19 protein-coding genes are annotated in these 24579 nt (G+C 73.2%); 5 read left to right on the top strand and 14 right to left on the bottom strand.

What is annotated here, in order from left to right; translation table 11 throughout:
- Window positions 1–59 precede the first annotated feature (59 nt).
- From O3X23_RS13625 to O3X23_RS13610, 4 genes are all read right to left on the bottom strand, one after another.
- Window positions 60–851, bottom strand: a complete 792-nt coding sequence (locus tag O3X23_RS13625) for a polyprenol monophosphomannose synthase (RefSeq protein WP_269271587.1) — start codon at window positions 849–851, stop codon at window positions 60–62.
- Window positions 848–2530, bottom strand: coding sequence for an apolipoprotein N-acyltransferase (gene lnt, locus O3X23_RS13620; RefSeq protein WP_443047842.1), 1683 nt, complete (start codon window positions 2528–2530; stop codon window positions 848–850). Before lnt ends, O3X23_RS13625 begins: the two co-directional genes overlap by 4 nt.
- Before the next feature lie 572 nt (window positions 2531–3102).
- Complete coding sequence (locus O3X23_RS13615) at window positions 3103–4731, bottom strand: amidohydrolase (RefSeq protein WP_269271586.1); 1629 nt, start codon at window positions 4729–4731, stop codon at window positions 3103–3105.
- A gap of 30 nt (window positions 4732–4761) precedes the next feature.
- Complete coding sequence (locus O3X23_RS13610; RefSeq protein WP_138353046.1) at window positions 4762–5202, bottom strand: Lrp/AsnC family transcriptional regulator; 441 nt, start codon at window positions 5200–5202, stop codon at window positions 4762–4764.
- 249 nt (window positions 5203–5451) lie between these two features.
- Here O3X23_RS13610 and O3X23_RS13605 point away from each other — a divergent pair, with 249 nt between their 5' ends.
- Window positions 5452–5883: a hypothetical protein gene (locus O3X23_RS13605; protein WP_269271585.1), complete on the top strand. Its 432-nt coding sequence runs from the start codon at window positions 5452–5454 to the stop codon at window positions 5881–5883.
- Between the two features lie 72 nt (window positions 5884–5955).
- Here the strand turns inward: O3X23_RS13605 and O3X23_RS13600 are convergent, their stop codons facing one another.
- The gene (locus O3X23_RS13600; RefSeq protein ID WP_269271584.1) at window positions 5956–7131 is read right to left on the bottom strand and encodes an acyl-CoA dehydrogenase family protein; all 1176 of its coding nucleotides are present in this window, start codon (window positions 7129–7131) and stop codon (window positions 5956–5958) included.
- Between the two features lie 378 nt (window positions 7132–7509).
- On the opposite strand from O3X23_RS13600, the gene O3X23_RS13595 reads away from it, so the two are divergent.
- Complete coding sequence (locus tag O3X23_RS13595) at window positions 7510–8745, top strand: nitrate/nitrite transporter (protein ID WP_269271583.1); 1236 nt, start codon at window positions 7510–7512, stop codon at window positions 8743–8745.
- 48 nt (window positions 8746–8793) lie between these two features.
- On the opposite strand, the gene O3X23_RS13590 is transcribed toward O3X23_RS13595, so the two are convergent.
- The 5 genes from O3X23_RS13590 to O3X23_RS13570 all read right to left on the bottom strand — a co-directional run bounded on the left by O3X23_RS13590 (window position 8794) and on the right by O3X23_RS13570 (window position 15740).
- Entirely contained in the window at window positions 8794–10050 is a 1257-nt protein-coding gene (locus O3X23_RS13590; protein WP_269271732.1) for an SLC13 family permease, read from the bottom strand.
- Window positions 10051–10200: 150 nt separating this feature from the next.
- Window positions 10201–12372: a putative bifunctional diguanylate cyclase/phosphodiesterase gene (locus O3X23_RS13585; RefSeq protein WP_443047850.1), complete on the bottom strand. Its 2172-nt coding sequence runs from the start codon at window positions 12370–12372 to the stop codon at window positions 10201–10203.
- Between the two features lie 38 nt (window positions 12373–12410).
- On the bottom strand, window positions 12411–13226 hold the full coding sequence (locus tag O3X23_RS13580) for an SAM-dependent methyltransferase (RefSeq protein WP_269271582.1): 816 nt from the start codon (window positions 13224–13226) through the stop codon (window positions 12411–12413).
- Between the two features lie 273 nt (window positions 13227–13499).
- A complete protein-coding gene (locus O3X23_RS13575; protein ID WP_269271581.1) occupies window positions 13500–14741 on the bottom strand; it encodes a chitinase in 1242 nt (413 codons plus the stop codon).
- A 114-nt stretch (window positions 14742–14855) separates the two neighbouring features.
- Complete coding sequence (locus O3X23_RS13570) at window positions 14856–15740, bottom strand: amidohydrolase family protein (RefSeq protein WP_269271580.1); 885 nt, start codon at window positions 15738–15740, stop codon at window positions 14856–14858.
- Between the two features lie 202 nt (window positions 15741–15942).
- Here O3X23_RS13570 and O3X23_RS13565 point away from each other — a divergent pair, with 202 nt between their 5' ends.
- Entirely contained in the window at window positions 15943–16233 is a 291-nt protein-coding gene (locus tag O3X23_RS13565; RefSeq protein ID WP_269271579.1) for a hypothetical protein, read from the top strand.
- A gap of 73 nt (window positions 16234–16306) precedes the next feature.
- On the opposite strand, the gene O3X23_RS13560 is transcribed toward O3X23_RS13565, so the two are convergent.
- Window positions 16307–17713, bottom strand: a complete 1407-nt coding sequence (locus O3X23_RS13560; RefSeq protein ID WP_269271578.1) for a peptidase C39 family protein — start codon at window positions 17711–17713, stop codon at window positions 16307–16309.
- Between the two features lie 189 nt (window positions 17714–17902).
- Complete coding sequence (locus O3X23_RS13555; RefSeq protein WP_269271577.1) at window positions 17903–19045, bottom strand: M24 family metallopeptidase; 1143 nt, start codon at window positions 19043–19045, stop codon at window positions 17903–17905.
- Between the two features lie 123 nt (window positions 19046–19168).
- Between O3X23_RS13555 and O3X23_RS13550 the strand changes: the two genes are divergently transcribed.
- On the top strand, window positions 19169–19783 hold the full coding sequence (locus O3X23_RS13550; RefSeq protein ID WP_269271576.1) for a uridine kinase family protein: 615 nt from the start codon (window positions 19169–19171) through the stop codon (window positions 19781–19783).
- Window positions 19784–20226: 443 nt separating this feature from the next.
- Window positions 20227–22122, top strand: coding sequence for an AAA family ATPase (locus O3X23_RS13545; protein WP_269271575.1), 1896 nt, complete (start codon window positions 20227–20229; stop codon window positions 22120–22122).
- Between the two features lie 28 nt (window positions 22123–22150).
- Here the strand turns inward: O3X23_RS13545 and O3X23_RS13540 are convergent, their stop codons facing one another.
- Both O3X23_RS13540 and O3X23_RS13535 read right to left on the bottom strand, forming a co-directional pair.
- On the bottom strand, window positions 22151–23203 hold the full coding sequence (locus O3X23_RS13540) for a hemolysin family protein (protein ID WP_269271574.1): 1053 nt from the start codon (window positions 23201–23203) through the stop codon (window positions 22151–22153).
- Window positions 23200–24543, bottom strand: a complete 1344-nt coding sequence (locus tag O3X23_RS13535) for a hemolysin family protein (RefSeq protein WP_269271573.1) — start codon at window positions 24541–24543, stop codon at window positions 23200–23202. The genes O3X23_RS13540 and O3X23_RS13535 overlap by 4 nt, the downstream gene beginning before the upstream one ends.
- Window positions 24544–24579 lie beyond the last annotated feature (36 nt).

Raw genomic sequence — 24579 nt, 5'->3', positions numbered from 1 at the left:
GTCAATTGTGCCTGGGCCCGGATAAAGCCACGATCACCGGCGGACATCGCCGATCACGTTCAGCCGGACTTGCGGCCCAGGGTCCGCTTCACTCGCGAGCCCACACCCCAGGCGGTGACCCGCCACAGCGCCTCGACCACGATGTTGCGGCTCATCTTGCTGTCGCCGCGCTCGCGCTCCACGAAGGTGATGGGGACCTCGACGACGTGGTAGCCGGCCTTGACCGTGCGCCAGGCCAGGTCGACCTGGAAGCAGTAGCCGGCCGAGGCCACCTCCTCCATGCCCAGTCCGGCCAGGGTCTCCTTGCGGAAGGCCCGGTAGCCGCCGGTGACGTCACGGATCGGCACGTCCAGCAGGATCCGCGAGTACGTGCTGCCGCCGCGCGAGAGGAACTCGCGGGACTTGGGCCAGTTCACGACCCGGCCGCCGGGGATCCAGCGGGAGCCGAGGACCAGGTCCGCGCCCTTGAGCGCGGTGAGCAGCCGCGGCAGCTCCTCGGGCTGGTGCGAGCCGTCGGCGTCCATCTCGACGAGGACGCCGTAGCCCTGGTCGATGCCCCAGCGGAAGCCGGCCAGGTAGGCGGCGCCGAGGCCCTCCTTGCCCTGCCGGTGCAGCACGTGGACGTGGTCGTCCGCGGAGGCCAGTTCGTCGGCGAGCTTGCCGGTGCCGTCGGGGCTGTTGTCGTCGGCGACCAGGATGTGCGCCTCGGGCACCGAGGACCGGACCCGGGCCACGATCGGCTGGATGTTCTCGGCTTCGTTGTAGGTCGGGATGATGACCAGAATCGTGCCGAGCGGCCCGAAGTCACGCCCCTGGGTTCCGCCATGGGGAACCCCACCGCCCTCGTTCACTGCTGCCCCTTCGCTTTTGTGGCTTCGCGCCTGCCGAGCGCGATGGCGACAGCGCAGGACAGAATCCCCACCATAGCGAGAGTCCACTCGGGAACCGTACCGACGCGGTCGGCCACCGTGAGCTCGTCGCGCAGCGGGATCCGGGCACTCAGGACATCCCGGGTGAATTCCTTCGTGCGCTGCTCGATGGTGCCGTCGGGGGCCACCACGGCGCTGATGCCGCTGGTCGCGGCGGTGACGATGGCGCGCCCGTGCTCGACGGCCCGCAGCCGCGACATGGCGAGCTGCTGCTCGGGCTGGCCGGTGCGGCCGTACGTCGCGTTGTTGGTCTGGACGATGATCGCGCGGGCCCCGGCCTTCACGGTGTCGTGCACGATCTCGTCGTAGGCGACCTCGAAGCAGATGACGTCGCCGAGCGTGGCGGGCCCGATCTTGAGCACGCCGGTGTTCCTGCCCGGGTAGAAGTCCCGCGGGATCTGGTCGAGCCGCTTGATGACCTTGCTGAGTTCCGCGCGGAAGGGCACGTACTCCCCGAACGGCACCGGGTGCTGCTTGGTGTATGAGGCGCCGGGCCCGGAGACCGGGTCCCAGACGATGCCCTCGTTCTGCACGTGCCGGGCGTCCGGGCCGTCGACCAGCGCGCCGACCAGGATCGGGACGCCCACGGCGCGGACCGCGCCGGTGATCCTGTCGTAGGCCTGCGGGTTGCTGAACGGGTCGAGGTCGGAGGAGTTCTCCGGCCAGATCACCAGATCCGGCCTGGGCGTCCGCTTCGCCTTGATGTCCTTGGCCAGTTGGAGGGTGGCCGCGACATGGTTGTCCAGGATCTGCAGCGGGCGGCCGAGGAAGTGCATCCCGGGCTGCTCCACGTTGCCCTGCACGATGGCCACCCTGACGAATCCGGTGGCGTCGGTCGGCACCGGCACCGCGTACCCGGCGGCGAGCAGGGCGGCCGCGATCGCGGCGGACCCGGCGACGGGCAGCAGCGTCCGGGCGGTGCGCGCGGTCCCCGCGGTGCGCAGGCGCAGGGCGGCGAGCACGGCCGCGGCCAGCAGCGTGCCGGTCAGCGCGACGGCGAAGGTCACCAGCGGGGCCCCGCCGAGGGCCGCCAGCGGCGTGAAGGGCGAGCCGGTGTTGGCGAAGGCCAGCCGGCCCCAGGGGAAGCCGCCGAAGGGCAGCCGGTCCCTGGCCAGTTCCTCGGCCACCCACAGGCAGCCGCCCCACAGCGGCCAGCCCGGCAGCCGCGAGGTGACGGCCAGACCGGCCCCGAGCACGGCGATGAAGAGCGCCTCCAGCACGGACAGCCCGAAGACCGCGTCGTAGCCGACGACCCGCAGCCACAGCAGCAGCCACAGGAAGAAGGGCAGCGCGAAGGCGAAGCCGAGCCAGGCGCCCTGGCGGGCGGACCTGCCGCGGGTGAGGACGGACAGCCCGGCGACCGCGGCGATCGACAGCGGCCACAGGTCGTAGGGCGGGAACGCGGCGGCGAGCGCCAGTCCGCAGAGCACTGCGGCGACGGTGCGCGGGGCGGCGCGGCGGGCGGCCAGCGCGGCACGCCGGCGGCGGCCGGGCCGCTCGGGCACGGGCCCGGCGGGGGCCTGCGGCGTCCCGGGGTCGGCGGCCCGGTCCACGAGCGCCTCCTCGGCGGGCTCCGCGGCCGGTTCTGCGGCTGGGTCCACGGCCGGGGCGGTATCGGGTCGCGGGCGCACGTCGCGGCCTTCCTGCAGGTGGTGAGCTGGTGCAGTGACGGTACAACGTGTTCGCGCCACGGCGGGTCGCGGGTGTGTAAAGGCTCGGCCGCGGTTGCGCGGGGCGTGGTACGGCGGGAGCGCCCGCTGCGGAACGAGCCCGGAACGCCCTTCGGGCCGACCTGGGACCCGCTGGCTGCGAGTCGGCGCCAAGGCCGTTGTCTACTGGGCGTCCGGGCCCTCCCGGGTCACACCTGCCGTCCGGCGGCACTCGCCGTGGAGCGAGCCGCTTTCCGTGCCGCTGACGCTGGACCTGGCTGCCAGTGGCGGCGTGCACGTGCGGCGCGACACCCCATGGCCCAGCGGCGGCCGACGGATTCGCGGAGGGTCCCCGGTCCGACGTCCTGTGGTGGACTCGGCCGAACCTACTCGCCCTCGACCGCTGGCTGTCAATAGCGGCTTGACCTGCGATGATCCTTCAAATCAGCAGGTCAGTGCGGGGCCCGGCGCGTCGGCGCGACAGGCCGAGGGGGCACCGTTCGGCCGCATGTGACCGCCATCGGTCACTCATTCGGCCGTGCGTAGACCGTCCGCCCGGACACGACGGTACGCAGGGCGACCGGAAGGGCACGGTCCGGCGCGACGTCCGGCAGGCCCGGCGTGCCCGAACGCGGGTCGGTCGACCAGTTGGCGACCCGCTCGTCCGGCGCCTGCACCACCAGCTCGCCGCCGCGCCACAGCACGTAGTCGGCGGGCGCGCCCGGCATCAGGACGCCGGTGTCGTCCCGGCCGACCGCGCGCCAGCCGCCCCGGGTGTGGGCGTTGAACGCGGCACGCGCCGAGATGCGGTGCCCGGGAGTGCGGTGGAACGCGGCGGCCCGCACGGCGCCCCAGGGGTCGAGCGGGGTGACGGGGCTGTCGGAGCCGAGGACGAGCGGCACCCCGGCCCGCACCATGGCGGCGTAGGAGTTGAGCGTCCCGGCCCGTTCGGCGCCGAGCCGCTCCGCGTACATGCCGTCCTCGCCGCCCCAGGCCGCGTCGAACGCCGGCTGGACCGACGCGATCAGGCCCAGCTCGGCGAAGCCGGCGATCGTGCCGGGCGTCATCATCTCGGCGTGCTCGACCCGGTGGCGCAGCGCCCGGATCCGTTCGGTGCCGACCCGCTCCGCGGCGGCCCGCACCCCGGCCACGACGGAGGACACGGCGGCGTCCCCGATGGCGTGGAAGCCCGCCTGGACGCCGGCCTCGGTGCAGGCGGCGACGTGGGCGGCGATGGTGTCGGTGTCGAGGAAGGAGGTGCCGTGGTGCGGGGCGTCGGCGTAGGGCGCGTGCAGGCAGGCGGTGCGGGAGCCGAGGGATCCGTCGACGAACAGGTCGCCGCCCGCGCCGACGGCGCCCAGGTCCCGGATCCGGTCGAGCCCCGAGGCGTCCTTGACGGCCTCCGCCCAGTAGCCGAAGACCTGGGGACCGGATTCCGCCGCGGCGAGCGCCAGCAGGCCGGTGAGGTCGTCCTCGGAGGAGATGTCGGGGCCGGCGCACTCGTGCACCGCGCTGATCCCCAGCGAGGCGGCGTGCCGCAGCGCCGCGCGCTGCGCCGCGAGCCGCTGGGCGGGGGTGACGGCCCCGTGCGCGGCGCGGCGTACCGCGTGGTGCGCGTCGCCGGTGAGCGGGCCCTGCGGGTGGTACCCCGGCAGGTCGCGCACCCCGGGGACGAGGTCGAGCAGCGCGGTGGTGACGACGGCGGAGTGCACGTCCACCCGGGTCAGGTAGAGCGGGCGGCCGCCGACCGCCTCGTCCAGTTCCCGGCGTGAGGGGGTCCGCCGCTCGGGCCAGCGCGACTCGTCCCAGCCGTGGCCGAGCAGCACCCGGTCGCCGGGGCGTGCGAGCGAGAACGCGGCGGTGCGGGCGAGCGCGTCGGCGAGGGACGCGGCGGCGCTGAGTTCGAGACCGGTGAGCGCCAGGCCGGTGGCGGTGGTGTGGACGTGCGCGTCGGTGAACGCCGGGGTGACGAGCGCGCCGTCGAGCCGGACCACCTCGTCGACGCCGTCCACGAAGGAGTCGGCGGCGCCCTCGGATCCCACCCAGGCGACGGTGCCGCCCTCCACGACCATGGCCGTGGCGAAGGGGTCGGCGGGGCTGTAGACGGTTCCGCCGCGCAGCAGCACGGTGGTGGAAAGGGTGCGCTCGTTCATGAGGGACAGTCTCTCCCCTGCCCGGGGCGCTCAGATGCGCGGGGGCCGGGCCTCGTACGGAGTCGACAGCACGACGGTGGTGCGGGTGGAGACCCCGGCCAGGGTGCGGATCCGGGCGAGCAGGTGCTCCAGCTCGCCGGGGGTCGCGACGCGGACCTTGAGGATGTAGTTCTCCTCCCCCGCGACGCTGTGGCAGGCCTCGATCTCCGGTACCTCGGCGAGGCGCTCCGCGATGTCGTCGGGCGCGCTCGGATCGAACGGCTTGATCGAGATGAACGCCGTCAGGGACAGTCCGACCGCTTCGGCGTCGACGATCGCGGCGTAGCCGCGGATCACCCCGCGCTGCTCCAGACGGCGCACCCGCTGGTGCACCGCCGAGGTGGACAGGCCCGTGGCCTTGCCCAGGTCGGTGTAGCTCATCCGCCCATCGGCGACGAGAAGTTCCACGATTTGCTGGTCCAGCTCCTCCACGGCGGTCAACCTACTGCCCCGGAGGCACTCCGGCACAGCGGGCATGGGGCACGCCGGGGCGGGAGGGCGTTCTCCGGGGGCGCGCACGCCCCGAACGGCGCCGAATGTGATGAAGGCCACACCGCGTGCACCCCGCGATGGCCGCCGCAGAGGTTATCGACGGCGCTGGACGGGAAGTGCTCGCTATGGCCGTGGCCGTCGCGCCCGGCGGGCCCGTCGAACGGGCGTTCATCCAAGGGGGATCCACCTATGCGCACCCATGTGCGGCCCAGCCGCAGCGATCGTACGCAACCCGTGCCGGCGGAGGACGACGAACGGGCCCAGGCGCTCGAAGCCGCCGCCCTGGACGCCGAGGAGGCGTTCGACGAGGAGATCTACGCCGTCCTGCGGGTGCACTGCCCGGACTGCGCACGGCCGATCGCGCTGTTCGAGGGCGAGGAAGTGCTTCCGGAGCACGCGCTGTGCCCCACGCCGTGGAATCCGTTCGGCCTCACCGTCTGCGCCGGTTCCGGGCGCGCGCTGCGGGACGCGCAGCAGGTGGACGGCATGGAGTACACCGGCGAGGAGCTGGCCACGCTGCTGACGCTGCCGGCCGGACTCGACTGGCGCACCCAGCCGTTCTCGCACGCGTACGGCCCCGAGTCGCGCCCGGTGCGGGTGCCGCGCCAGCGCGCGGCCTGAACCCGCAGGCTGCTCGACCGGCCGTCCGCGCCGCGGTGCCGCGTCCCCGGGGGGCGCGGCACCGCCGCGGGGTTACGGCTTGCTCTCCGGCCCGGCGAGGTGCCGGGCGATGACCATGCGCTGGATCTGGTTGGTGCCCTCGACGATCTGCAGCACCTTGGCCTCGCGCATGTACCGCTCGACGGGGAAGTCGACCGTGTAGCCGTAGCCGCCGAGGAGTTGGACGGCGTCGGTCGTCACCTGCATCGCGGCGTCCGTGCAGAAGAGCTTGGCCATGGCCGCCTGCCGCGAGAAGTCCCGGCCCGCGTCGCGCAGTCGGGCGGCGGCGAGGTAGAGCGCCCGGCCGGCCTCGATCTTGGTGGCCATGTCGGCGAGCATGAAGCGCAGCCCCTGGAAGTCCACCAGCGGACGGCCGAACTGCTTGCGGGCGAGCGTGTAGGCCAGCGCCTCGTCGAGAGCGCCCTGCGCGACGCCGACGGCGCACGCCGCGATGCCGAGCCGGCCCGAGTCGAGCGCGGACAGGGCGATGGAGAAGCCCTGGCCCTCCTCGCCGACCCGCCGGCCGTCCGGGACGCTCACACCGTCGAAGTGCACCTGCGCGGTGGGCGATCCCTTCATCCCCATCTTCCGCTCGGGCTGGGCGGCGGTCAGACCCGGTGAGTCCGCGGGGACCAGGAACGCGGTGATGCCGCGCGGCCCCTCGGCGCCGCTGCGGGCGAGCACGGTGTAGAAGTCGGCGACGCCGCCGTGCGTGATCCACGCCTTGGTGCCGTCGATGGTCCAGTCGCCGTCGCGGAGGACCGCGCGGGTGTTCAGGGACGCGGCGTCCGAGCCCGCGGCGGGCTCCGAGAGGCAGTACGCGCCGAGGAGCGTGCCGCCGAGCATGGCGGGCAGGTGCTCGGCCCGCTGCTCCTTGGTGCCGAAGTGCGCCAGTGCGTGGCAGGCGAGGGTGTGGACACTCACGCCGAGGCCGACGGTGAGCCGGGCGGCCGCCAGCTCCTCCAGTACCTGCAGGTACACCTCGTAGGGCTGTCCTCCGCCGCCGTACTCCTCCGCGTACGGGAGGCCGAGCAGTCCCGCCTCGCCGATGAGGGAGAACGTGTCCCGCGGGAAGTGCCCGGTGTCCTCCTCCTCGGCGGCCCGGGGCAGGATCTCCCGCTGGGCCAGCTCGCGGGTGAGGGCGAGCAGGTCTCGGGCCTCCTCGGTGGGCAAGTGGCGGTCTACCGGTTGCGGGCCGTTGCGGGGCATGGCGGCACGCTCCTCCCTGTCAGGCGCGGCGGCGCCCGCCCAGGGTGTGGCGGCGCCGTACGTCTTGCGGTGCCCAAATGCCGATCGTCCCGCGCCGGGTCTCGGCGCGGCTTGATCAACGGCTGTGGCGCGATGGAGTATGCCCGATCGGGCGCCCCGCGTCACGGGGCGAGGCCCGCTTCCGGTGCGGATCAGGGGTCTTTCGGGGTCGGCGGCCCCGACACCCCGCGCAGCCGGTCGTACGCCGGGGCGCGGCGGACGACGGGCACGGCGGCGTAGCCGCCCGTCATCCGTACGGCCTCTCCCCGGCGGCGGCGGGCGGATCCGCCCGCACACGATGGACGCAGTGCAGGTCCGGACGTACGCGAGGAGCGGCCCATGACATCGACAGCGCGGACCGCCCCTCCGGGACGACCTGCCCCCGGTGCCGCGGACGCGCCGTCCGGTACCGCGTACCGGAACCTGGTCGTCGCCACGATCGGCTTCACGCTGACGTTCTGGGCGTGGGCCCTGGTCGCGCCGCTGGGCAGCGACCTCAAGGACAGTCTGGGGCTCGACTCGTTCTCCCAGTCGGTGCTGGTGGCCGTCCCGGTGATCGTGGGGTCGCTCGGCCGTATCCCGGTCGGCGCGCTGACCGACCGCTACGGCGCCCGGCTGATGTTCCCGCTGGTCTCGGCGCTGACCATCGTGCCGGTCCTGCTGCTGATCCCCGCCAAGGGCTCGTTCGGCGCGCTGCTGGCGGTGGGCTTCCTGCTCGGCCTGGGCGGTACGACGTTCGCCATCGGCATCCCGCTGGTCAACTCCTGGTTCCCGCCCGCCCGCAGGGGGTTGGCGCTGGGCGTCTTCGGGATGGGCATGGGCGGGGTGGCCCTGTCCGGGTACTTCACCCCGCGCCTGTACAAGCACGACGAGGACCTGCCGTTCCTCATCGTGGCGGCCGCACTGGCGGCGTACTCGGTCCTGGCCTGGCTGCTGATCAGGGACCGGCCCGACCGGGCGGTGCCGGCCGCGCCGCTCACGACGCGGCTGGGGCAGGCGGGCAGGCTCCGGGTCACCTGGGAGCTGTCGGCGCTGTACGCGATCGGGTTCGGCGGCATCGTCGCGTTCGGCGTCTACCTGCCCACGTACCTCAAGACCTGGTACGAGCTCAGCCCGACCGACGCGGGAACCAAGGCGGCGGGCTTCGCGCTGGTCACCGTGGTCTTCCGGCCGATCGGCGGTTGGCTCTCCGACCGGGTGCACCCCGCCGTCGTCACCGCCTGGGCGCTGTCCGCGGTCGCGCTGCTGGCGATCGTGCAGGCCTTCGACCCGGCCCTGGACCCGCTGGGGACGATCTGCTTCCTCATCATGGCGGCCGGGCTGGGCGCGGCGAGCGGGTCGGTGTTCGCACTGGTCTCCCGCGTCACCCCACAGCCCCAGGTGGGCAGCGTGACGGGCATCGTCGGCGCGGTGGGCGGCCTCGGCGGCTTCGTGCCGCCGCTGGTCATGGGCGCCATCTACAGCGGCAAGGGCTCGTACTCGATCGGCTTCATGCTGCTGTCCGACCTGGCGCTGGCGGGCTGCGTGTACGCCGCCGGGCGGATGCGCGGCACCGGCGGGCAGCCGGCTGCCTGAAGGCGGGCCCTTGGCTGCCGGGACCGCCGGAGGGCCGTCAGGAGCCCCTCAGGTGCCCGTGAGCCGCAGCATGGCCCACAGCGCCGTCGTGGCGCCCACCAGCGTCAGAGGCACCGTCAGCAGGCCGAGCCGGGTGAAGACGCCCAGCTGGGGGTCCTTGCCGTGGTCGCTGAGGATGCGGCGCCACAGCAGGGTGGCCAGCGAGCCGGCGTAGGTGAGGTTCGGGCCGAGGTTCACCCCGATCAGGACGGCGAGCACGGGGCCCGGCCCGGCCGTCGCGACGAGCGGCAGCAGCGCCAGCACCGCGGGCAGGTTGTTGATCAGGTTGGCGAGCACGGCGGCGAGCGCCGCCACCGCCAGCAGCTCGGGCAGCCCCGCGCCGTCCGGCAGCACCCGGCCCGCCGCGTCGGCCAGACCGTTGTCGACCACGGCCTTCACGACGACGCCCAGCGCGAGCACGAACAGGCAGAACAGCGGGTTCGCGGCGCCCACCAGACCGCGTACGGTCGTCCGCCCGCGGCGCAGCGCCCGCGCCCCCAGCACCAGCGCCCCGGCGAGCGCCGCCCATGCGGGGTCGGCCCCGGCCAGGGAGGTCACGACGAAGCCGAGGAGCGTCAGGGCCACGACGACGAGGGTGAACACCGGGAGCGCCGGCCGCGGCACCGGTTCGGTGCCGCGCGAGGGGGCGGCCAGGTCGGCGGCGAAGAACCGGCGGAGGACCAGGTACTCCAGCCCGATCGCCACCAGCCAGGGCAGCGCCATCACCGCCGCGAAGCGGGTGAAGGAGAGTCCGGCCGCGGCGAAGGCCAGCAGGTTGGTCAGGTTGGAGACCGGCAGCAGCAGCGACGCCGAGTTCGCCAGGTGGGCGCACGCGTAGACGTGCGGCCGGGACCTGGTGCCGGCGCGGGCGGCGGTCACGATGACCACCGGGGTCAGCAGCACCACCGTCGCGTCCAGGCTGAGCACGGCGGTGATCAGCGAGGCCACCGCGAACACCCCGGCCAGCAGCCGGCGGGGCTCGCCCCGGCAGGCGCGGGCCATCGCGTCCCCGGCGGCGGTGAACAGTCCGGCGCCGGCGCAGAGTTCCGCCAGCACCAGCACGGCGGCGAGGAAGCCGACGACGGGCAGCAGCTCCCTCGTCTGCGCCCAGGCGTCCTGCCACGTCACCGCGCCGGTGGCGATCACCAGGGCCGCCGCCGGGACCGCCGCGACCGCCTCGGGCAGGCCGCGCGGGCGGGCGACCGCGAACCCGAGGACCAGCAGGAGCAGGACGACGGACAGGATCTCGGCTGCGGTGCTGCTCAGGGTCGCTCTCCACGGGCCGTGCGGCGGTCGGCCGGCGGAGCCGCTGAGGCGGGCGCGCGCGACCAGGTCAGCAGCCAGCATGCACCACGCCACTGACAGGCCGGGCGGCAGCGGCGGCGAGTCCCCCCGCGCCGTTCGGGCGGGCCGCCCTCAGGCGCTCATCGCGTCGGCCAGGGTCAGGGTGTGCAGGTGGTCCGGCGGACCCGGCCGGGCGTAGTACCAGCCCTGGGCGGTGTCGCAGCCGAGCAGTCCCAGGTGCTCCGCCTGGGTGCGGGTCTCCACGCCCTCGACGGTCACGGTGAGACCGAGCGTGTGTGCGAGGGAGACGATCCCCTCGACGATCTTGAGGTCGACGGGGTCGGCCGGGTGCTGCCGGATGCCCCGGGTGAAGGCCCGGTCGAGCTTGAGGTTGCTGATCGGCAGCCAGCGCAGCGACGACAGGTTGGAGTAGCCGGTTCCGAAGTCGTCGAGGGCTATGTCCACGCCCAGGTCGACCAGCCGGCGCAGCGGCTTGAGGGCGTCCTCGTCGGCGCCGATCAGGGCGCTCTCGGTGACTTCCAGGCAGAGCGCGGTGGGGTCGAGACCGGTCTCGTCGAGTACGGCGGCGACCTCGTCGACCAGCCCCGGGTGGTACAGCTGGCACGGTGACAGGTTGACGTTGACCCGGACCGGGAGGCCGTCGGCGCTCCGGCGCTGCCAGGCGCACGCCTGCCGGGCGGACTCCTGCAGCACCCAGCGGCCGAGCGGGACGATCTGCCCGGTGCTCTCGGCCAGCGGTATGAACTGGTCGGGCCCGAGCACGCCGTGCAGCGGGTGGCACCATCTGACCAGGGCCTCCGCGCCCTGGACGCTGCCGTCGGAGAGCCGGATGAGGGGCTGGTACTCGATGAAGAACTCGCCGCGCTCCAGGGCGGTCGGCAGCCGGTTCGTCAGACCGTGCCGGGTGATCGCGCGGGCGTCGGAGTCCGGGTCCGCGACCTCGTAGCGGTTGCCGCCCGCGGCCTTGGCCCGGTACATCGTGATGTCGGCGCTGCGCAGCACGTCGGCCGCGCCGCGGGTGCCCGTGGGGCCCTCGACGATGCCGATGCTGCCGTGGACGGGCAGCTCACGGCCGTCGAGGCGGACGGTGGTGGACAGCGCGGCCAGGATCCGGTCGGCCAGGTCGGTGACCTCGCCCTGCGTCGCGGGGTCGACGATCAGGGCCGCGAACTCGTCGCCGCCGATACGGGCCACCAGCTGGCCGGGGCCGGTGACACACGCCTGCAGCCGCTCGGCGACCGCGACCAGCAGCCGGTCCCCCACCGCGTGGCCGAGGCTGTCGTTGACGGCCTTGAAGCCGTCGAGGTCGAGGTAGCACAGGCCGAGGCGTTCGGTGCCGGTGCCGGGCGACAGCGCCTGTTCCAGCCGTTCGAAGAAGAGCGCCCGGTTCGGGAGCCCGGTGAGGGTGTCGTGGGTCGCCTCGTGCCGCAGCCGCTCGGTCAGCAGCCGCGCCTCGGTGATGTCCTCCATGAGCGCCAGCTGGTACTGCGGGACCCCCGAGGAGTCCCTGAGCAGCGACACGGACAGGTTGGTCCACAGCGCGGTGCCGTCGGGCCGGTAGTACGGCTTGGTGATCCGGTACTCCTCGCGCTCACCGCGGACCAGCTCCCCGTACAGCCCCCAGACCTCGGCGCCGTCCTCCGGGTGCACGAAGTCGCTGACGTTCCGGTTGCGCACGTGGTGCTCGCCGCCGAACATCTGCGTCAGCGCGCCGTTCAGTTCGAGGATCCGGCCGTCGAGGCCGGCGATCCCGATCCCGATCGCCGCTCCCTCGAAAACAGCGCGAAAACGGGCCTCGCTGGCCTGGAGCGCCGTTTCCGCCTCCGCACGGGCGGCGATCGCCGCCCGCGAGATGGCTTCCTGCTCGTAGCGGGTGCGCTCCACCAGGGCGCGGGCGAACCCGGCCGCGACGGCGTGCTGCAGCCGGGCGCAGCGGGACCGGCTCTCGTCGGCCGGCAGGCCCTCCGGCGGGCAGTAGAGCACCAGGTACGCGTCGACCACCCGCAGGATGCTGGGCAGCACTTCGGGGTCGGTGCAGTGCGCCGCGACCAGCGCGGCTCCGACCTCGAAGGCCGGGCGCGGGTCGAACGGCGTGGCGCACAGCGCCTCGTCGAGTCCGCGGGCCAGCGGGAGCAGGTACTCCTCGAACTCGGAGCGCGTCATCGACGTCGCGGTGGCCGGGTAGATCGCACGGCTCCATATGGTGGCGAACCGCCGCAGGCCGTCGGCCCGTACGTCCAGCTCGGTGTCCCCGGAAGCGTCCTGCCCGATGCCTCCGGCCAGGTGCAGCCCGGGGTCCTCGGTTCCGGCCGGCTCTGAGGTCACGCCTTGAGCCCCACGCCGGCGAAGCCGACGAAGGCGGCGGGGTCCTCTTCGTGACCGGCCGGGGTGTCCGGATGCCAGTCGGGCATCGACACCAGACCGGGCTCCACGATGTCGAAGCCCTCGAAGAACGGGGCCACCTCGGCGCGGGTGCGCATGATCAGCGGGGAGCTGGCCTTGCGGTAGACGCCCTGGACGCCGCCGCCCTGCTCGGCCGAGATGGGGCCGCCCTCGGTCGAGGCGTGGGTGAGCACCAGCAGGCTGCCGGGGGCGAGCGCGTCCCGCAGTTCGGCCACCGCGGTGGCCGGCTCGTCCTCGTCGGGCACGAAGTGGAGGACGGCGACGAGCAGCAGCGCCACCGGCTTGTCGAAGTCGAGCAGCTCGATGGCCTCGGGGCTGGACAGGATGTCCTTGGGCTTGCGCAGGTCGGCGGCGGCGATCCGGGCCGTCGCGTTGCCGTCGAGCACCGCCCGGCTGTGCGCCACGGCCACCGGGTCGCTGTCGACGTAGAGCACCCGGGCGCCGGGGCTGGCGGCCTGGGCGACCTCGTGCACGTTGCCGAAGGTGGGTATGCCGGATCCGATGTCGAGGAACTGGGTGATGCCCTGGTCGACGGCGTAGCGGACCGCCCGGCGCATGAACGCGCGGTTCGCCTGCATGATCTTGGGGAGCCCCGGGAAGATCTCCATGGCCTGGCGCGCGGCCTCGCGGTCCACCTCGAAGTTGTGGGACCCACCGAGGTAGTAGTCGTAGATGCGCGACACACTCGGTACCGAGAGGTCAATACCCTGGGGTGCCCAGGCGGGACGCTCCATCACGGTCTCCAGCTCATCAGATGATCTTGGGTTGACCAAGATACCGGCCTACTCTCCAGCAAAGGCTATCGATCACCTGTGCCAAGCGGAATATCATCCGGAAATGGTCCGTCCGTTTTCGGCGAGAACTCCCGGCATATGCACCTGCCAAAACGCGCCGCTGCGGATTCGCGCACATGTACGGGACCCACCGGCCGACGGCCGGTGGGTCCCGTGCTTCACCGCTGCCCCCGGCGGCCGGTGACACGGCCGGGCCGGGGCTTCGGAGGAAGGTCAGCAGGCGCCTTCGTCCAGCCAGACGCCCCACTCACCGGTGGTGCCGGGCTCCTCGTTCTGGGTCCACCACTTGGCCTTCCACTTGTGGCCCTTGTGGGAGACCTCGTTGGTGTTGACGTATACCGCGGCACTGCTCCACGCCGCCACCGTGCACTGACCCGGCGGGTTGGTCGGAGGCGTGGTGGGCGGGGTCGTCGGAGGGTTGGTGGGAGGGGTCGCTCCGGCGAACTTCACCGAGAACTTGGCGAATTCCCAGGGAGTCTGCGGAACGCTGCTGCAGACTCCGGAAGTGGTGCCGTTGTCGGGCGGGGTGCACTGGCGGTCACGGTTGAGCGACCAGAAGGTGAACCGGCCCATTCCGTGGCTGGTGGCGAAGTCCAGCACCGTCTGGAAGTCGGCCTGGCGGAAGTACTCGCCGGTGTCACTGCGGCCGTTCATCCCGGAGAAGCCCTCGTGGGCGTAGGCGGTGGCCGCGTTCCAGCCGAACGTCGTCTGCAGGATCGCGTTGAAGTTGGTGAGCGCGCTGGTCTGCGCCGCGGCCCCGTTGAAGCCGCCGTCGAACGGCATGATCGAGAAGTTGTTGGGCGTGAAGCCCTGGGCCTTGGCCTCGTTCAGCATCTGCTTGCCGAACCAGCCGGTGCCGTCGGCGGTGCCGGCGGTGGTCACCGAGACGTAGAGACCGGGGTTGTTCTGCTGGAGGATCTTCGCCGCGCCGATCTCGTGGGCGATCGCGGTGGCGTTCTCGTACTCCGGCTCCTCGAGGTCGAAGTCGATCGCCTTCAACTGGTACTTGCTGATGACCTGCTGGTACGCGGCGGCGGTCGCCTCGGAGGTGGAGCAGGCCTGGCCGAGCTTGGTGCCGCCGTAGCCGCCGATGGAGACAGAGACGTCACCGCCCTTGGCGCGGATCCCGCTGATCACCGAGCCGACCGCGGTGTCGGAGGAGACGGGCGCGGTCCCGTCCCAGGTCGGGCTGCAGCCACCGCCGTTGGGGGCGAGGATGAAGGCGAGCTGGAACGCCTTGAGCCCGGTGGCGTCCATGATCGCCCCCGCGTCGGGCGGGTTGTTGTCCCGGGGCATCAGATACGGCGCCGCCGCGTACCAGTTGTTGCCCAGGGCTGCCGCCGAGGTCTCGGCGCCGGACGCCTGGCCGGTGCCGAGCGTGGCGGCGGCGGCGAGTCCGGCTGCCGCGAAGGTGGCTGCCGCCACCCCGGAACAGAGTGCTTTGAGGCGCTTCACGTCATACCTCCTGTGGGGGGAATCGCAGCCAGAATCCAGCCGTGACGCGACCCCGTCAAGGCTTTGGACTAGACCTAGGACTAAACCACTAGAAGCCTCCGACCTGGCGTGCCGTCAGATCTTGAAGAGAGTTGACGCGTTGTCGTGGCACACGGCGCGCAGCCACGCGTCCCCGAGGCCGAGTCGCCGCAGCGACTCCAGGCCATGGGCGTAGGAGTACGGGATGTTCGGGAAATCGCTCCCCCACAGAATCCGGTCGCCGAGGTCCGCGAGCCGCGCGTACTCCCGCCGGGGCAGCGGGGCGGACTCCTCGGAGAAGTCGGTGAACGCCATCGTCGTGTCCAGCAGGACGCCGGGGTGGCGTTCGGCCAGGTCGAGGAAGGCGGTGTAGTCGGGCATCCCCATGTGCGCGACGACCAGCCGCAGCCCGGGATGCCGGTCCAGCACCCGGGCAATCGGCCCCGGGCCGGTGAACCTGCCGGGCACCGGCCCGGACCCGCAGTGCGTCACCACGGGGACGCCCGCCTCGGCCAGCAGCCCCCAGACCGGTCGCAGCCGGGCGTCATCCGGGTCGTAGGCCCCCACCTGGACATGCGCCTTGAAGACCCGGGCGCCGCCCTCGACGGCCGCGCGGACGTAGTCCGCGGCGCCCTCCTCCGGGAAGAAGGTGGCGGTGCTCAGGCAGTCCGGCGTACGGGCGGCGAACTCCGCCGCCCAGCCGTTCAGCCAGCGGGCCATACCCGGCTTGTGCGGGTAGACCATCGAGGTGAACGCCCGGACGCCGAACCCGCGCAGCACCGCGAGCCGTTCGTCCTCCTGGTGGCGGTAGGTGATGGGCCAGTGGCGGCCGACGAGCGGTCCGGCGGCGTCGAAGTACGCCCACACCTTGTCCAGCACGCGCTCCGGCATGAAGTGCGTGTGCACGTCGATCAGCCCCGGCAGCCCGAGGCCGCGCCAGAACGCGGTCACCCGTGCGTCGTCCGCACCCGTCTCCACCATTCGGGGGTCCTCCACCCGTTCCGTACGGTCCCGGCCCGTCCGGTCACTGGGCGTCCGCCCTGTCCCGGCCGTCCGGCACATGATCGCAGAGGGCCCCGGGCCGGTGGCGGCCCGTCGTTCCGGCACGGGCTTTCGGCCCGTGCTTTCGGCCCGGGACCCGGGTCGGGTCGCAATTGTCGGTCGGGCGGCGGATCCTGGCCCTATGGGAAACACCTATCGGGGCTGGGCAACAGTGATCGCGGACGGGGCCGGGACTCCGGTCGAGGCCGATCTCTACGCGATCCAGGAGAAGGGCCGCCTGTCGGCCTGGCACGGCAGTCTCCACACCGCCGCGGGCGGGAGCCGATGGGCGGTGCGCGGGAAGACGCTGGACCTGCGGCTGCCCAACGGGCGGCAGGGAGAGTGCGTCATCACCAAGGTATTTCCGGAGACGGGACGTGCCGAGGTCACCGGGAACGGCCCCGTGCCGTTCGGATCGGAGCACGAGAGGTAGTCGGAACGGGACGGTACCCGGCCGCGCGGCGGCACGGGTCCCCCGCGGCGCGGCCGGAGGGGACCCGCCCCCGTCAGCGGACGCCGACGGAGGCCAGCGCGCGGCGCTGGCCCGGGCTGGGGTGGGCCGGCCAGTACAGGTAGCAGACACCGCCCGTCCCGCTGCTGATGTTGCCCGAGGCGTTGTAGCGCTTGGTCCGCAGCCAGATCGTCTCGAACTGGGCCCGCCGGTAGACGTTGCGCACCGCGTCGTCACCCGAGCTCGCCGGGTCGTTGGCGACCACGTCGCCCTCCGCGGTGAAGCCCGCGACGCACATCAGATGCCCCGCGGTGCCGTAGCCGGCGCCGTCCAGTTCGGTGGCGAGGAAGGACTGGGACGTTATCACCGGGATGCCGGCCCGGATCAGCCGCTCGACGTCGTCCAGCGAGCGCAGGCGCGTGATGACGCCCTGCAGGTCACGGTAGGTCGCGGCGTAGGCGGCGTTGAACGGCCAGTTGCCGCAGCCCTGGTACTGGTAGTCGTACGTGAAGCGGGCGGCGTGGTCGACCTGCGGATCGGCGAAGGCCGGGTCGACCCAGGCGAGGTCGGCCGCGGAGGGCTTGCGGCCCCAGTACTCGATGACCATCTCCGACGAGGTCGGGCTGCACCAGGCCTCGCCGCCGTTGTCGTACTCCGGGTACTGGCCCTTGTGGATGTTCTGCGAGTAGCGCGGCACCGGGAGTTCGATCCCGGCGCCCGCGCCGGGCACCGAGGCCGGGACGGTGAAGCGGTCGGGGATGGTCGAGGCCATCGCGCCCAGCCGCCAGAGCGTCGGGGTGAGCCGGCTGCCGGGCTTGCGGTACAGCGTCGCCCGCAGCCGGTACGAGGCGAGCAGCGGACCGGCCGCCGCGTCGTCGATGGCGAAGGTGTCCGTCCAGATGCTGCTCTTCCCGTCGGTCTGGTCGTCGACCGAGGTGCGCCGGATGTCGCCGTCCCCCGAGGCCCAGCGGCCCAGGACGTAGGCGGGGGTGGCGGTGCCGTCGGTGTAGGTGCCGAGGAGCTCGATCTGGAGCCAGGTGCCGGCGGGGGTACGGGCGTTCCACGAGGCGATCAGTTCGCTCGCGGGGTGCCGCAGGGTGTGCACCGGGGAGGTCCAGGTGGCGGAGTCCCAGGTGGACGTGGTGCCGGTGTGCGGGTCGGGGTAGACCAGCGAACCGTCGGGATGGTCGATGACCAGGCCGGGCCGCGCCCCCGCCACCGGGCGGGTGCCGCCGCGTTCACCGCACCGCCAGTCGGTGTACGAGGTCCAGCCGGTGTACTCCACCGGCGCGCTGTCGGCCGGCGTGCCGTCGGCGGGGGCGCCCGGGTAGGCGACCGCCGCCTCCGGCCTCCCGGCGGCTCGCGGGGCGGCGGCCGCCCGGGTCGCGGGGGCCGCCGCGGTGGCGGCCACGGCGGCGAGCGCGGCGGTCAGGACGGTGCGCCGCGGAGCGGGTCTGGTCATGGCGGTGTTCCCCTCGCTGTGAACGACGGAGTCGGTCCTGCCGCGCCGGCGGGCACGCGGCGGATGCGCCTTACTATCGCGGCTCCCGCGGCCTTTCTGCCAGGGTTTCCGCCGCGCGCCACGGAGCAACATTGGAGCAGACCACTGACGCTCCGCCGGACGAACACGCAGGTCCGGGAAGCCGCCGTGCTATCCGGGCAGCACGACGAGGTCACGGCCCGTCAGGTTCAGCCGTTCGCCGGCGTCCTCGGTGCAGATGGCGATGTCCTCGATCCGCGCGCCGAAGCGGCCGGGGAGGTAGATGCCGGGTTCGATGGAGAAGGCCATGCCCGGCTCCAGCGGGCGGTCGCTGCCCGCCACGATGTACGGCTCCTCGTGTGTCTCCAGGCCGATGCCGTGCCCCGTGCGGTGGATGAAGTGCTCGCCGTAGCCGGCGGCGGCGATGATGTCGCGTCCGACCGCGTCCAGCGCCTCGGCGGTGATCCCCGGGCGCACCGCCTCGACCTGCGCGTGCTGGGCGCGCAGCAGCACGTCGTACAACTCCCGGAAGTCGGCGTGCGGTTCTCCGACGGCGTAGGTGCGCGTCGAGTCGGAGCAGTAGCCGTCCTCGGTGGTACCGCCGATGTCGACCACGACGGGGTCACCGGCACGGACGACGCGGTCGGAGACCTCGTGGTGCGGGCTGGCGCCGTTGGGCCCCGAGGCGACGATGACGAAGTCCACGGTCGCATGGTCCGTCGCGAGGATCGCGTCCGCGATGTCGCGGGCGATCTCCCGCTCGGTGCGGCCGGGCCGCAGCCACTCGCCCATCCTGCGGTGCACCCGGTCGATCGCGGCCCCCGCCCGCCGCAGCGCCGCCACCTCGGCCGGGCTCTTGCGCATCCGCAGCTCCTGCAGCACCCCGCCGGCCAGCACCGCCTCCACCTGCGGCAGCGCGGCGGTGAAGGCGAGAAGCTTCTCGGCCCACATGTGGTTGTCGACGGCGACCCGGCGCACCCCGGCGGGCAGCCGGCCGGCGATCAGCTCGTACGCGTTGTCCGTCTCGGCGAAGCCGGCGATGTCGATGCCGAGGGCGCCGACGGGCGAGGCCAGCGCGGCCGGCCGCTCCAGGGCGGGCACGACGAGGAAGGCGTCGCCCTCGGCGGGCACCACCAGGCACGTGAGGCGCTCCAGCGGCAGCGCCTGGTAGCCGGTGAGGTAGCGCAGGTCGGCGCCGGGCGAGATCAGCAGGGCGTCCAGACCCGCGCCCGCGGCGGCCTTGCGGGCGAGTTCGAGACGCTCGGCCGGGTGCAGCCCGGCGGCAGCGGAGGCGGAAGCGGAGGAGTCGGTCACGCGTCACACCGTAGACGCCTCCGGCGCCCGGCGGAGGGCGCCCGGCAGGACGCGTCGCAGCGCGGCGGCGGCCCGCCGGCAGGACGCGCCGTGCCGTACCGCGGGCTCGCTACGCTGAGCCCGATGAACGATCACGCCGCCGCCCCGGGCGACCCCCTCGCGGAGTTCGCCGCGCACCTGCGGGAGCTGCCGCCGTCGTGCGGCCCGGTCCGGCTCGTCGCGGTGGACGGGCACGCCGGCTCCGGCAAGACCACGTACGCCGCCCGGCTCGCCGGCGCGCTCGGCGGGGCGCCCGTCGTCCATCTGGACGATCTGGCCACCCATGACGAGCTGTTCGAGTGGACCGGCCGGCTGCGGGAGCAGCTCCTGGAGCCGCTGGCGGCCGGCCGGACGGCCCGCCACGGGGTCTACGACTGGACCCGGCGGCGCTTCGACGGCGTCCGCGAGGTGCCCGCCGCGCCCGTGGTCCTCCTGGAGGGCGTGGGGAGCGGACGGTCCGCCCTGCGCCCGCTGCTGGCGCACCTGCTGTGGCTCGAGGTCTCCCGTGAAACCGCCAGGAACCGCGGCCAGTTGCGGGACGGGCCGGAGATGGACGCGTTCTGGTCCTCCTGGATGCGCGCGCAGGACGCGCACTTCGTGTCCGATCCCTCACAGCCGTTCGCCGACCACTTGGTACTGCTGCGACCAGAGGGTTACGCGATGCTGCCGGGGCCCGGGAGGCGCCCCGGAAGAGCATGATCCATCACGGACGGTGACCGCTCACCGTCGGTGCGCTGCCACTTCCCGACGACCTCGACGGAGCCTTCGAGAGCGGCTTGACCGGGGGGGTGTACAGGAATTACGTTCTCAATACGCGGCCAGTGCGGCCCGCTCCCATGATCCGAAGCCCCCGGTTGTTCCCCCGTGACCGGGGGCTTCGCCGCGTCCTGGGCCGGTCCACCGGCCCCCTTGGGCCCCATGACCCTCACCCAGCGTCACCATCCGGAGTCCGTGCGTCGAACGGCGCCGAGCCGAGGGGAGCGCTGCGCCGCTCTACGGCACGCCGGTTATCGCAGGTACGATGCGATCGGGGTGCGGTGGCAGGTGGGGGCACGACTCCCCTGCGCCAACTCCCGTCCCGGTCATCACGGTTGGGACGGGATACAGCAGCAAGCCGCGGGGGAACGGTTGGTGGGGACCTGATGGACTTCGGGACAGAGCGCTCGGGCGCCCCCGCCGGCCTCGCCTGGCTGCGCGCCGTGGACGCCTACACCGTTGGGGCGTACGCGCAGGCGGAGGAGGAGTTCCGCACCGCCGTCCGGCTCGATCCGGGCATGGCGGACGCCTGGCTGGGCCTGCACGCGCTGCGCGCGGACACCTCGACCGCGCTGCTCCAGATGTACCGCCACCGGGACCGCTTCGGCGAGGAGCGCCGCACGCACCGCCGGTCGCTCAACTCCTGGTACTGGCTCGGCTGGTGGGTGCAGCCGGTGCTGGAGTCCGGTCGGGATCTGCTGCTCGCGCACGCCTCGCACTGGCTGGACGGCCGGCACGTCGCCGAGTTGGACCGCGCGCTGGCCGAGTGCCCTCCCGTCGACACCGACCGGCAGGTCCGCTTCCTGCACGCCTGCCGGGCCTATCTGGTCAAGGACTGGGAGCAGTTGGTCCGCAACACCGAGCCGCTGCTGGGCGATCCGGTGCTCGGCATCGAGGCGGGCCTGTTCGGCGGGATGGCCCGGGTCCGGCTGGAGCTGTGCGGGCAGGCCGAACCGCTGCTCGCCGCCGCGCTGATGCGCTGCCGCAGCGAGCAGCCGCAGCGCAAGGAGCTGCGCTACTGGCTGGCCCGCGCCTACGAGGGCACCGGCCGCACCGCCGCGGCACTGCCGCTGTACCGGGCGGTGCACCGGGTGGACCCGGCCTTCATGGACACCGCCGCCCGGCTGGCGGCGATCAACGAGTCCGACGGGCTCGACGAGGGCGCGGGCGCCGGACTGGCGGCCGTCTCGCTCTCCGGCTTCGGCCAGGCCTCCCCCGACGTGCTCGACGGCCCGGACTCCGCCTTACTCACCGGCGAGCCGATGGACGGCCGCGGCCCCGGCACCGAACTGGAGGAGCCCACGCTGACGCTCGGCCCGCCGGACGACGACGTGCGGGAGAAGGCCGGGGTGGCGTCGCCGGCCCTGCCGCCCCCGCTGTCGATGACGGCGCCCGACCCGATGCTGCTCGGCCAGGCGCTCGCCGAACTGGACCGCATGGTGGGCCTGGAGCCGGTGAAGCGGCAGGTGCGGGCGCTGTCGGCGCAGCTGCGGATGGCCCGGCTGCGGGCCGGCCAGGGGCTGCCCGTGCAGCCGCCCAAACGCCACTTCGTCTTCTCCGGACCCTCCGGCACCGGCAAGACGACCGTGGCCCGGATACTCGGCCGGGTCTTCTACGCGCTGGGGCTGCTCGGCGGCGACCATCTCGTCGAGGCCCAACGGTCCGACCTGGTGGGCGAGTTCCTGGGGCAGACCGCGGTCAAGGCCAACGAGCTGATCGATTCCGCGCTCGGCGGGGTGCTCTTCGTGGACGAGGCGTACGCCCTGTCCAACTCCGGCTACTCGAAGGGCGACGCCTACGGCGACGAGGCGCTCCAGGTGCTCCTCAAGCGCGCCGAGGACAACCGCGACCGCCTCGTGGTGATCCTCGCCGGCTACCCGGAGGGCATGGACCGGCTGCTGGCGGTCAACCCCGGGCTCAGCTCCCGCTTCACCACCCGGGTCGACTTCCCCAGCTACCGGCCGCTGGAGCTCACCCGCATCGGCGAGGTCCTGGCCGCGGACAACGGCGACCACTGGGACGAGGAGGCGCTGGAGGAGTTGCGGGCCATCAGCGCCCACGTCGTCGACCAGGGGTGGATAGATGAGCTGGGCAACGGCCGGCTGCTGCGCACTCTGTACGAGAAGAGCTGCGCCTACCGCGATCTGCGGCTGACGGACTACCCGGGCTCGCCCAACCGTGACGATTTGTCGACTCTGCGGCTCCCTGACCTGATGCAGGCGTACGGCGAGGTGCTGTCCGGGCGCGGCCCGGGGGTGCCGCCGGGCGAACCGGCCGAGTAGCGCCGGTCCGCCCGCGGCGATCCGCGGGTCAGGCCCGTCCGGCGATGGTCGGCAGCTGCCGGTGCGCCGGGTCGCGGACCTCGCCGACCAGCATCTCCAGCACGTCCTCCAGCGCGACCAGCCCGATCGGGCGGCCGTCGGCGTCCGCGACCGCCGCGAGGTGCGACGCGGCGCGCCGCATCTGGGTGAGCGCGTCGTCGAGCGGCAGGTCGGCGCGGAGCGTCGCCATCGGGCGCCAGAGCCGCTGCGGCACCGGGTGGCTGCCGTCCTCGACGTCCAGCATGTCCTTGACGTGCAGATAGCCCAGGTAGACGCCGTCGGGGCCGGCCACCGGGAAGCGCGAGTACCCGGTGTGGACGGTGAGTTCCTCGACCTGGCGCGGGGTCACCGACGGATCGACCGTGATCAGCTCGGCGGGGCGCAGCAGTACCTCGGTGACCGGGCGGGTACCCAGCTCCAGGGCGTCCTCCAGGCGTTCCTGCTCGTCGTGGTCGAGCAGCCCGGCCCGCCGGGCGTCCTCGACGAGCACGGTCAGCTCCTCGCTGGTGAAGACGGAGTCGACCTCGTCCTTGGGCTCGACGCGGAACAGCTTCAGGATCAGCCGCGCGCAGCTGCCCAGTACCGTGATCACCGGCCGGAAGACGCGGGCGAAGGCCACGAGTCCCGGGCTGAGCCACAGCGCGGTCTTCTCCGGGGCGGCCATCGCCAGGTTCTTCGGCACCATCTCGCCGATCACCAGGTGCAGTGAGACCACCACGGCCAGCGCCAGCACGTACCCGATGGGGTGCACCAGCCCGTCGGGCACCTGCATGGCCTCGAAGAGCGGTTCCAGCAGGTGGGCGATGGTCGGCTCGGCGACCGCGCCCAGGGTGAGCGAGCAGACGGTGATGCCGAACTGGGCCGCCGCCATCATGCGCGGCAGGTTCTCCAGCCCGTACAGGACGGTACGGGCCCGCCGCTGTTCGGCCGCGAGCGGTTCGATCTGGCTGCGGCGTACCGAGACCAGCGCGAACTCCGCCCCGACGAAGAAGCCGTTGGCAAGCACCAGCAGGCCGGCGAAGAGCAGTTGGAGGACGCTCATCGGGTGGCCTCCCGCTCGTCCTCGGTGCCGGTTCCGGTCCCGGTGCGCACGATGCGGACCCGTTCCGCCCGGTGGTGGGAGACCTCGCGCACCCGCAGCTCCCAGCCGGGCAGCTCCGCGGTGTCACCGGGCTCGGGGATGCGCGCCAGCAGGTCGGCGACGAGCCCGGCGACCGTCTCGTACGGGCCCTCCGGGGCCTGCAGCCCGATCCGGGCGAGCGTGTCCACCCGGCAGCCGCCGTCGGCGTCCCAGGCCGGCAGGCCGTCCTCGGCCGCGGCCTGCGCCAGTTCCGGCAGGTCCACGGCGTCGTGCTCGTCGCGCACCTCGCCGACGAGTTCCTCGATGATGTCCTCCAGGGTCACGACGCCGGCCGTGCCGCCGTACTCGTCGACGACGACGGCGATCGGCTGCTGGCTGCGCAGCAGTTGCAGCAGTTGCCGGCCCGCCAGCGTCTCGGGGACCAGCAGCGGCGAGACCGCGATGCGGCCCACCGGGGTGCGGTCGCGCAGCGGGGCGGCGACAGCGAGCGCGTTCTTGAGGTGGACCATGCCGATGATGTCGTCCAGCCGCTCCCGGTAGACCGGGAAGCGTGACAGGCCCGTGGCCCGGGTGAGGTTCAGGACGTCCGCGGCCGTGGCGGTGTCCTCCAGCGCGCTGACCCGTACCCGCGGCGTCATCACGTTGGCGGCCGTCAGGTCGCCGAGCGACAGGGTGCGGACGAACAGGTCGGCGGTGTCCTGCTCCAGGGTGCCGGCCTGCGCCGAGTGCCGGGCGAGGGAGACCAGTTCGCTGGGGGTGCGGGCCGAGGCCAGCTCGTCGGCGGGCTCGACGCCGAGCATCCGCACCAGCCGGTTGGCGATCCGGTTGAGCACTTCGATGACCGGCCGGAAGGCGGTGGAGAACACCCGCTGCGGGCCGGCCACGAAGCGGGCCACCTGGAGCGGGCGGGAGACCGCCCAGTTCTTCGGGACGAGCTCGCCGACGACCATCTGCACGGCCGAGGCGAGCATCATGCCGATGACGACGCCGACCCCGGGGGCCGCGCCCTCGGGCAGTCCGGCCGCCACGAGCGGGCCGGTGAGCAGTTGGGCGAGGGCCGGTTCGGCGAGCATGCCGACCACCAGCGAGGTGATCGTGATGCCGAGTTGGGTGCCGGAGAGCTGGAACGACAGCTTCCGCAGCGCGGCCACCACGCTCCGGGCCCGGCGGTCGCCCTCGGCGGCGGCGCGTTCCGCGGCCGGCCGGTCGACGGTCACCAGACCGAATTCGGCGGCGACGAAGAAGCCGTTGGCGAGGATCAGGACGAATGCCGCACACAGCAGCAACAACGAGGTGCTCATGCCGCCGCTCCGGGAGTTACGCGAACTCCGCTGGAG

Origin of the sequence: Streptomyces sp. H39-S7, assembly GCF_027158205.1 — a bacterium.
In the GTDB taxonomy this organism is placed as follows: domain Bacteria; phylum Actinomycetota; class Actinomycetes; order Streptomycetales; family Streptomycetaceae; genus Actinacidiphila.
The sequence above is the reverse complement of the archived record's forward strand: the minus strand, read 5'-3'. Positions and strand labels throughout refer to the sequence as shown.

Bases quoted from the DNA above. Each gene is read 5' to 3' on its own strand.
- O3X23_RS13615 (WP_269271586.1), bottom strand. From the start codon at position 4,731: ATGAACGAGCGCACCCTTTCCACCACCGTGCTGCTGCGCGGCGGAACC.
- O3X23_RS13605 (WP_269271585.1), top strand. From the start codon at position 5,452: ATGCGCACCCATGTGCGGCCCAGCCGCAGCGATCGTACGCAACCCGTG.
- O3X23_RS13600 (WP_269271584.1), bottom strand. From the start codon at position 7,131: ATGCCCCGCAACGGCCCGCAACCGGTAGACCGCCACTTGCCCACCGAG.
- O3X23_RS13595 (WP_269271583.1), top strand. From the start codon at position 7,510: ATGACATCGACAGCGCGGACCGCCCCTCCGGGACGACCTGCCCCCGGT.
- O3X23_RS13580 (WP_269271582.1), bottom strand. From the start codon at position 13,226: ATGGAGCGTCCCGCCTGGGCACCCCAGGGTATTGACCTCTCGGTACCG.
- O3X23_RS13570 (WP_269271580.1), bottom strand. From the start codon at position 15,740: ATGGTGGAGACGGGTGCGGACGACGCACGGGTGACCGCGTTCTGGCGC.
- O3X23_RS13565 (WP_269271579.1), top strand. From the start codon at position 15,943: ATGGGAAACACCTATCGGGGCTGGGCAACAGTGATCGCGGACGGGGCC.
- O3X23_RS13560 (WP_269271578.1), bottom strand. From the start codon at position 17,713: ATGACCAGACCCGCTCCGCGGCGCACCGTCCTGACCGCCGCGCTCGCC.
- O3X23_RS13550 (WP_269271576.1), top strand. From the start codon at position 19,169: ATGAACGATCACGCCGCCGCCCCGGGCGACCCCCTCGCGGAGTTCGCC.
- O3X23_RS13545 (WP_269271575.1), top strand. From the start codon at position 20,227: ATGGACTTCGGGACAGAGCGCTCGGGCGCCCCCGCCGGCCTCGCCTGG.
- O3X23_RS13540 (WP_269271574.1), bottom strand. From the start codon at position 23,203: ATGAGCGTCCTCCAACTGCTCTTCGCCGGCCTGCTGGTGCTTGCCAAC.
- O3X23_RS13535 (WP_269271573.1), bottom strand. From the start codon at position 24,543: ATGAGCACCTCGTTGTTGCTGCTGTGTGCGGCATTCGTCCTGATCCTC.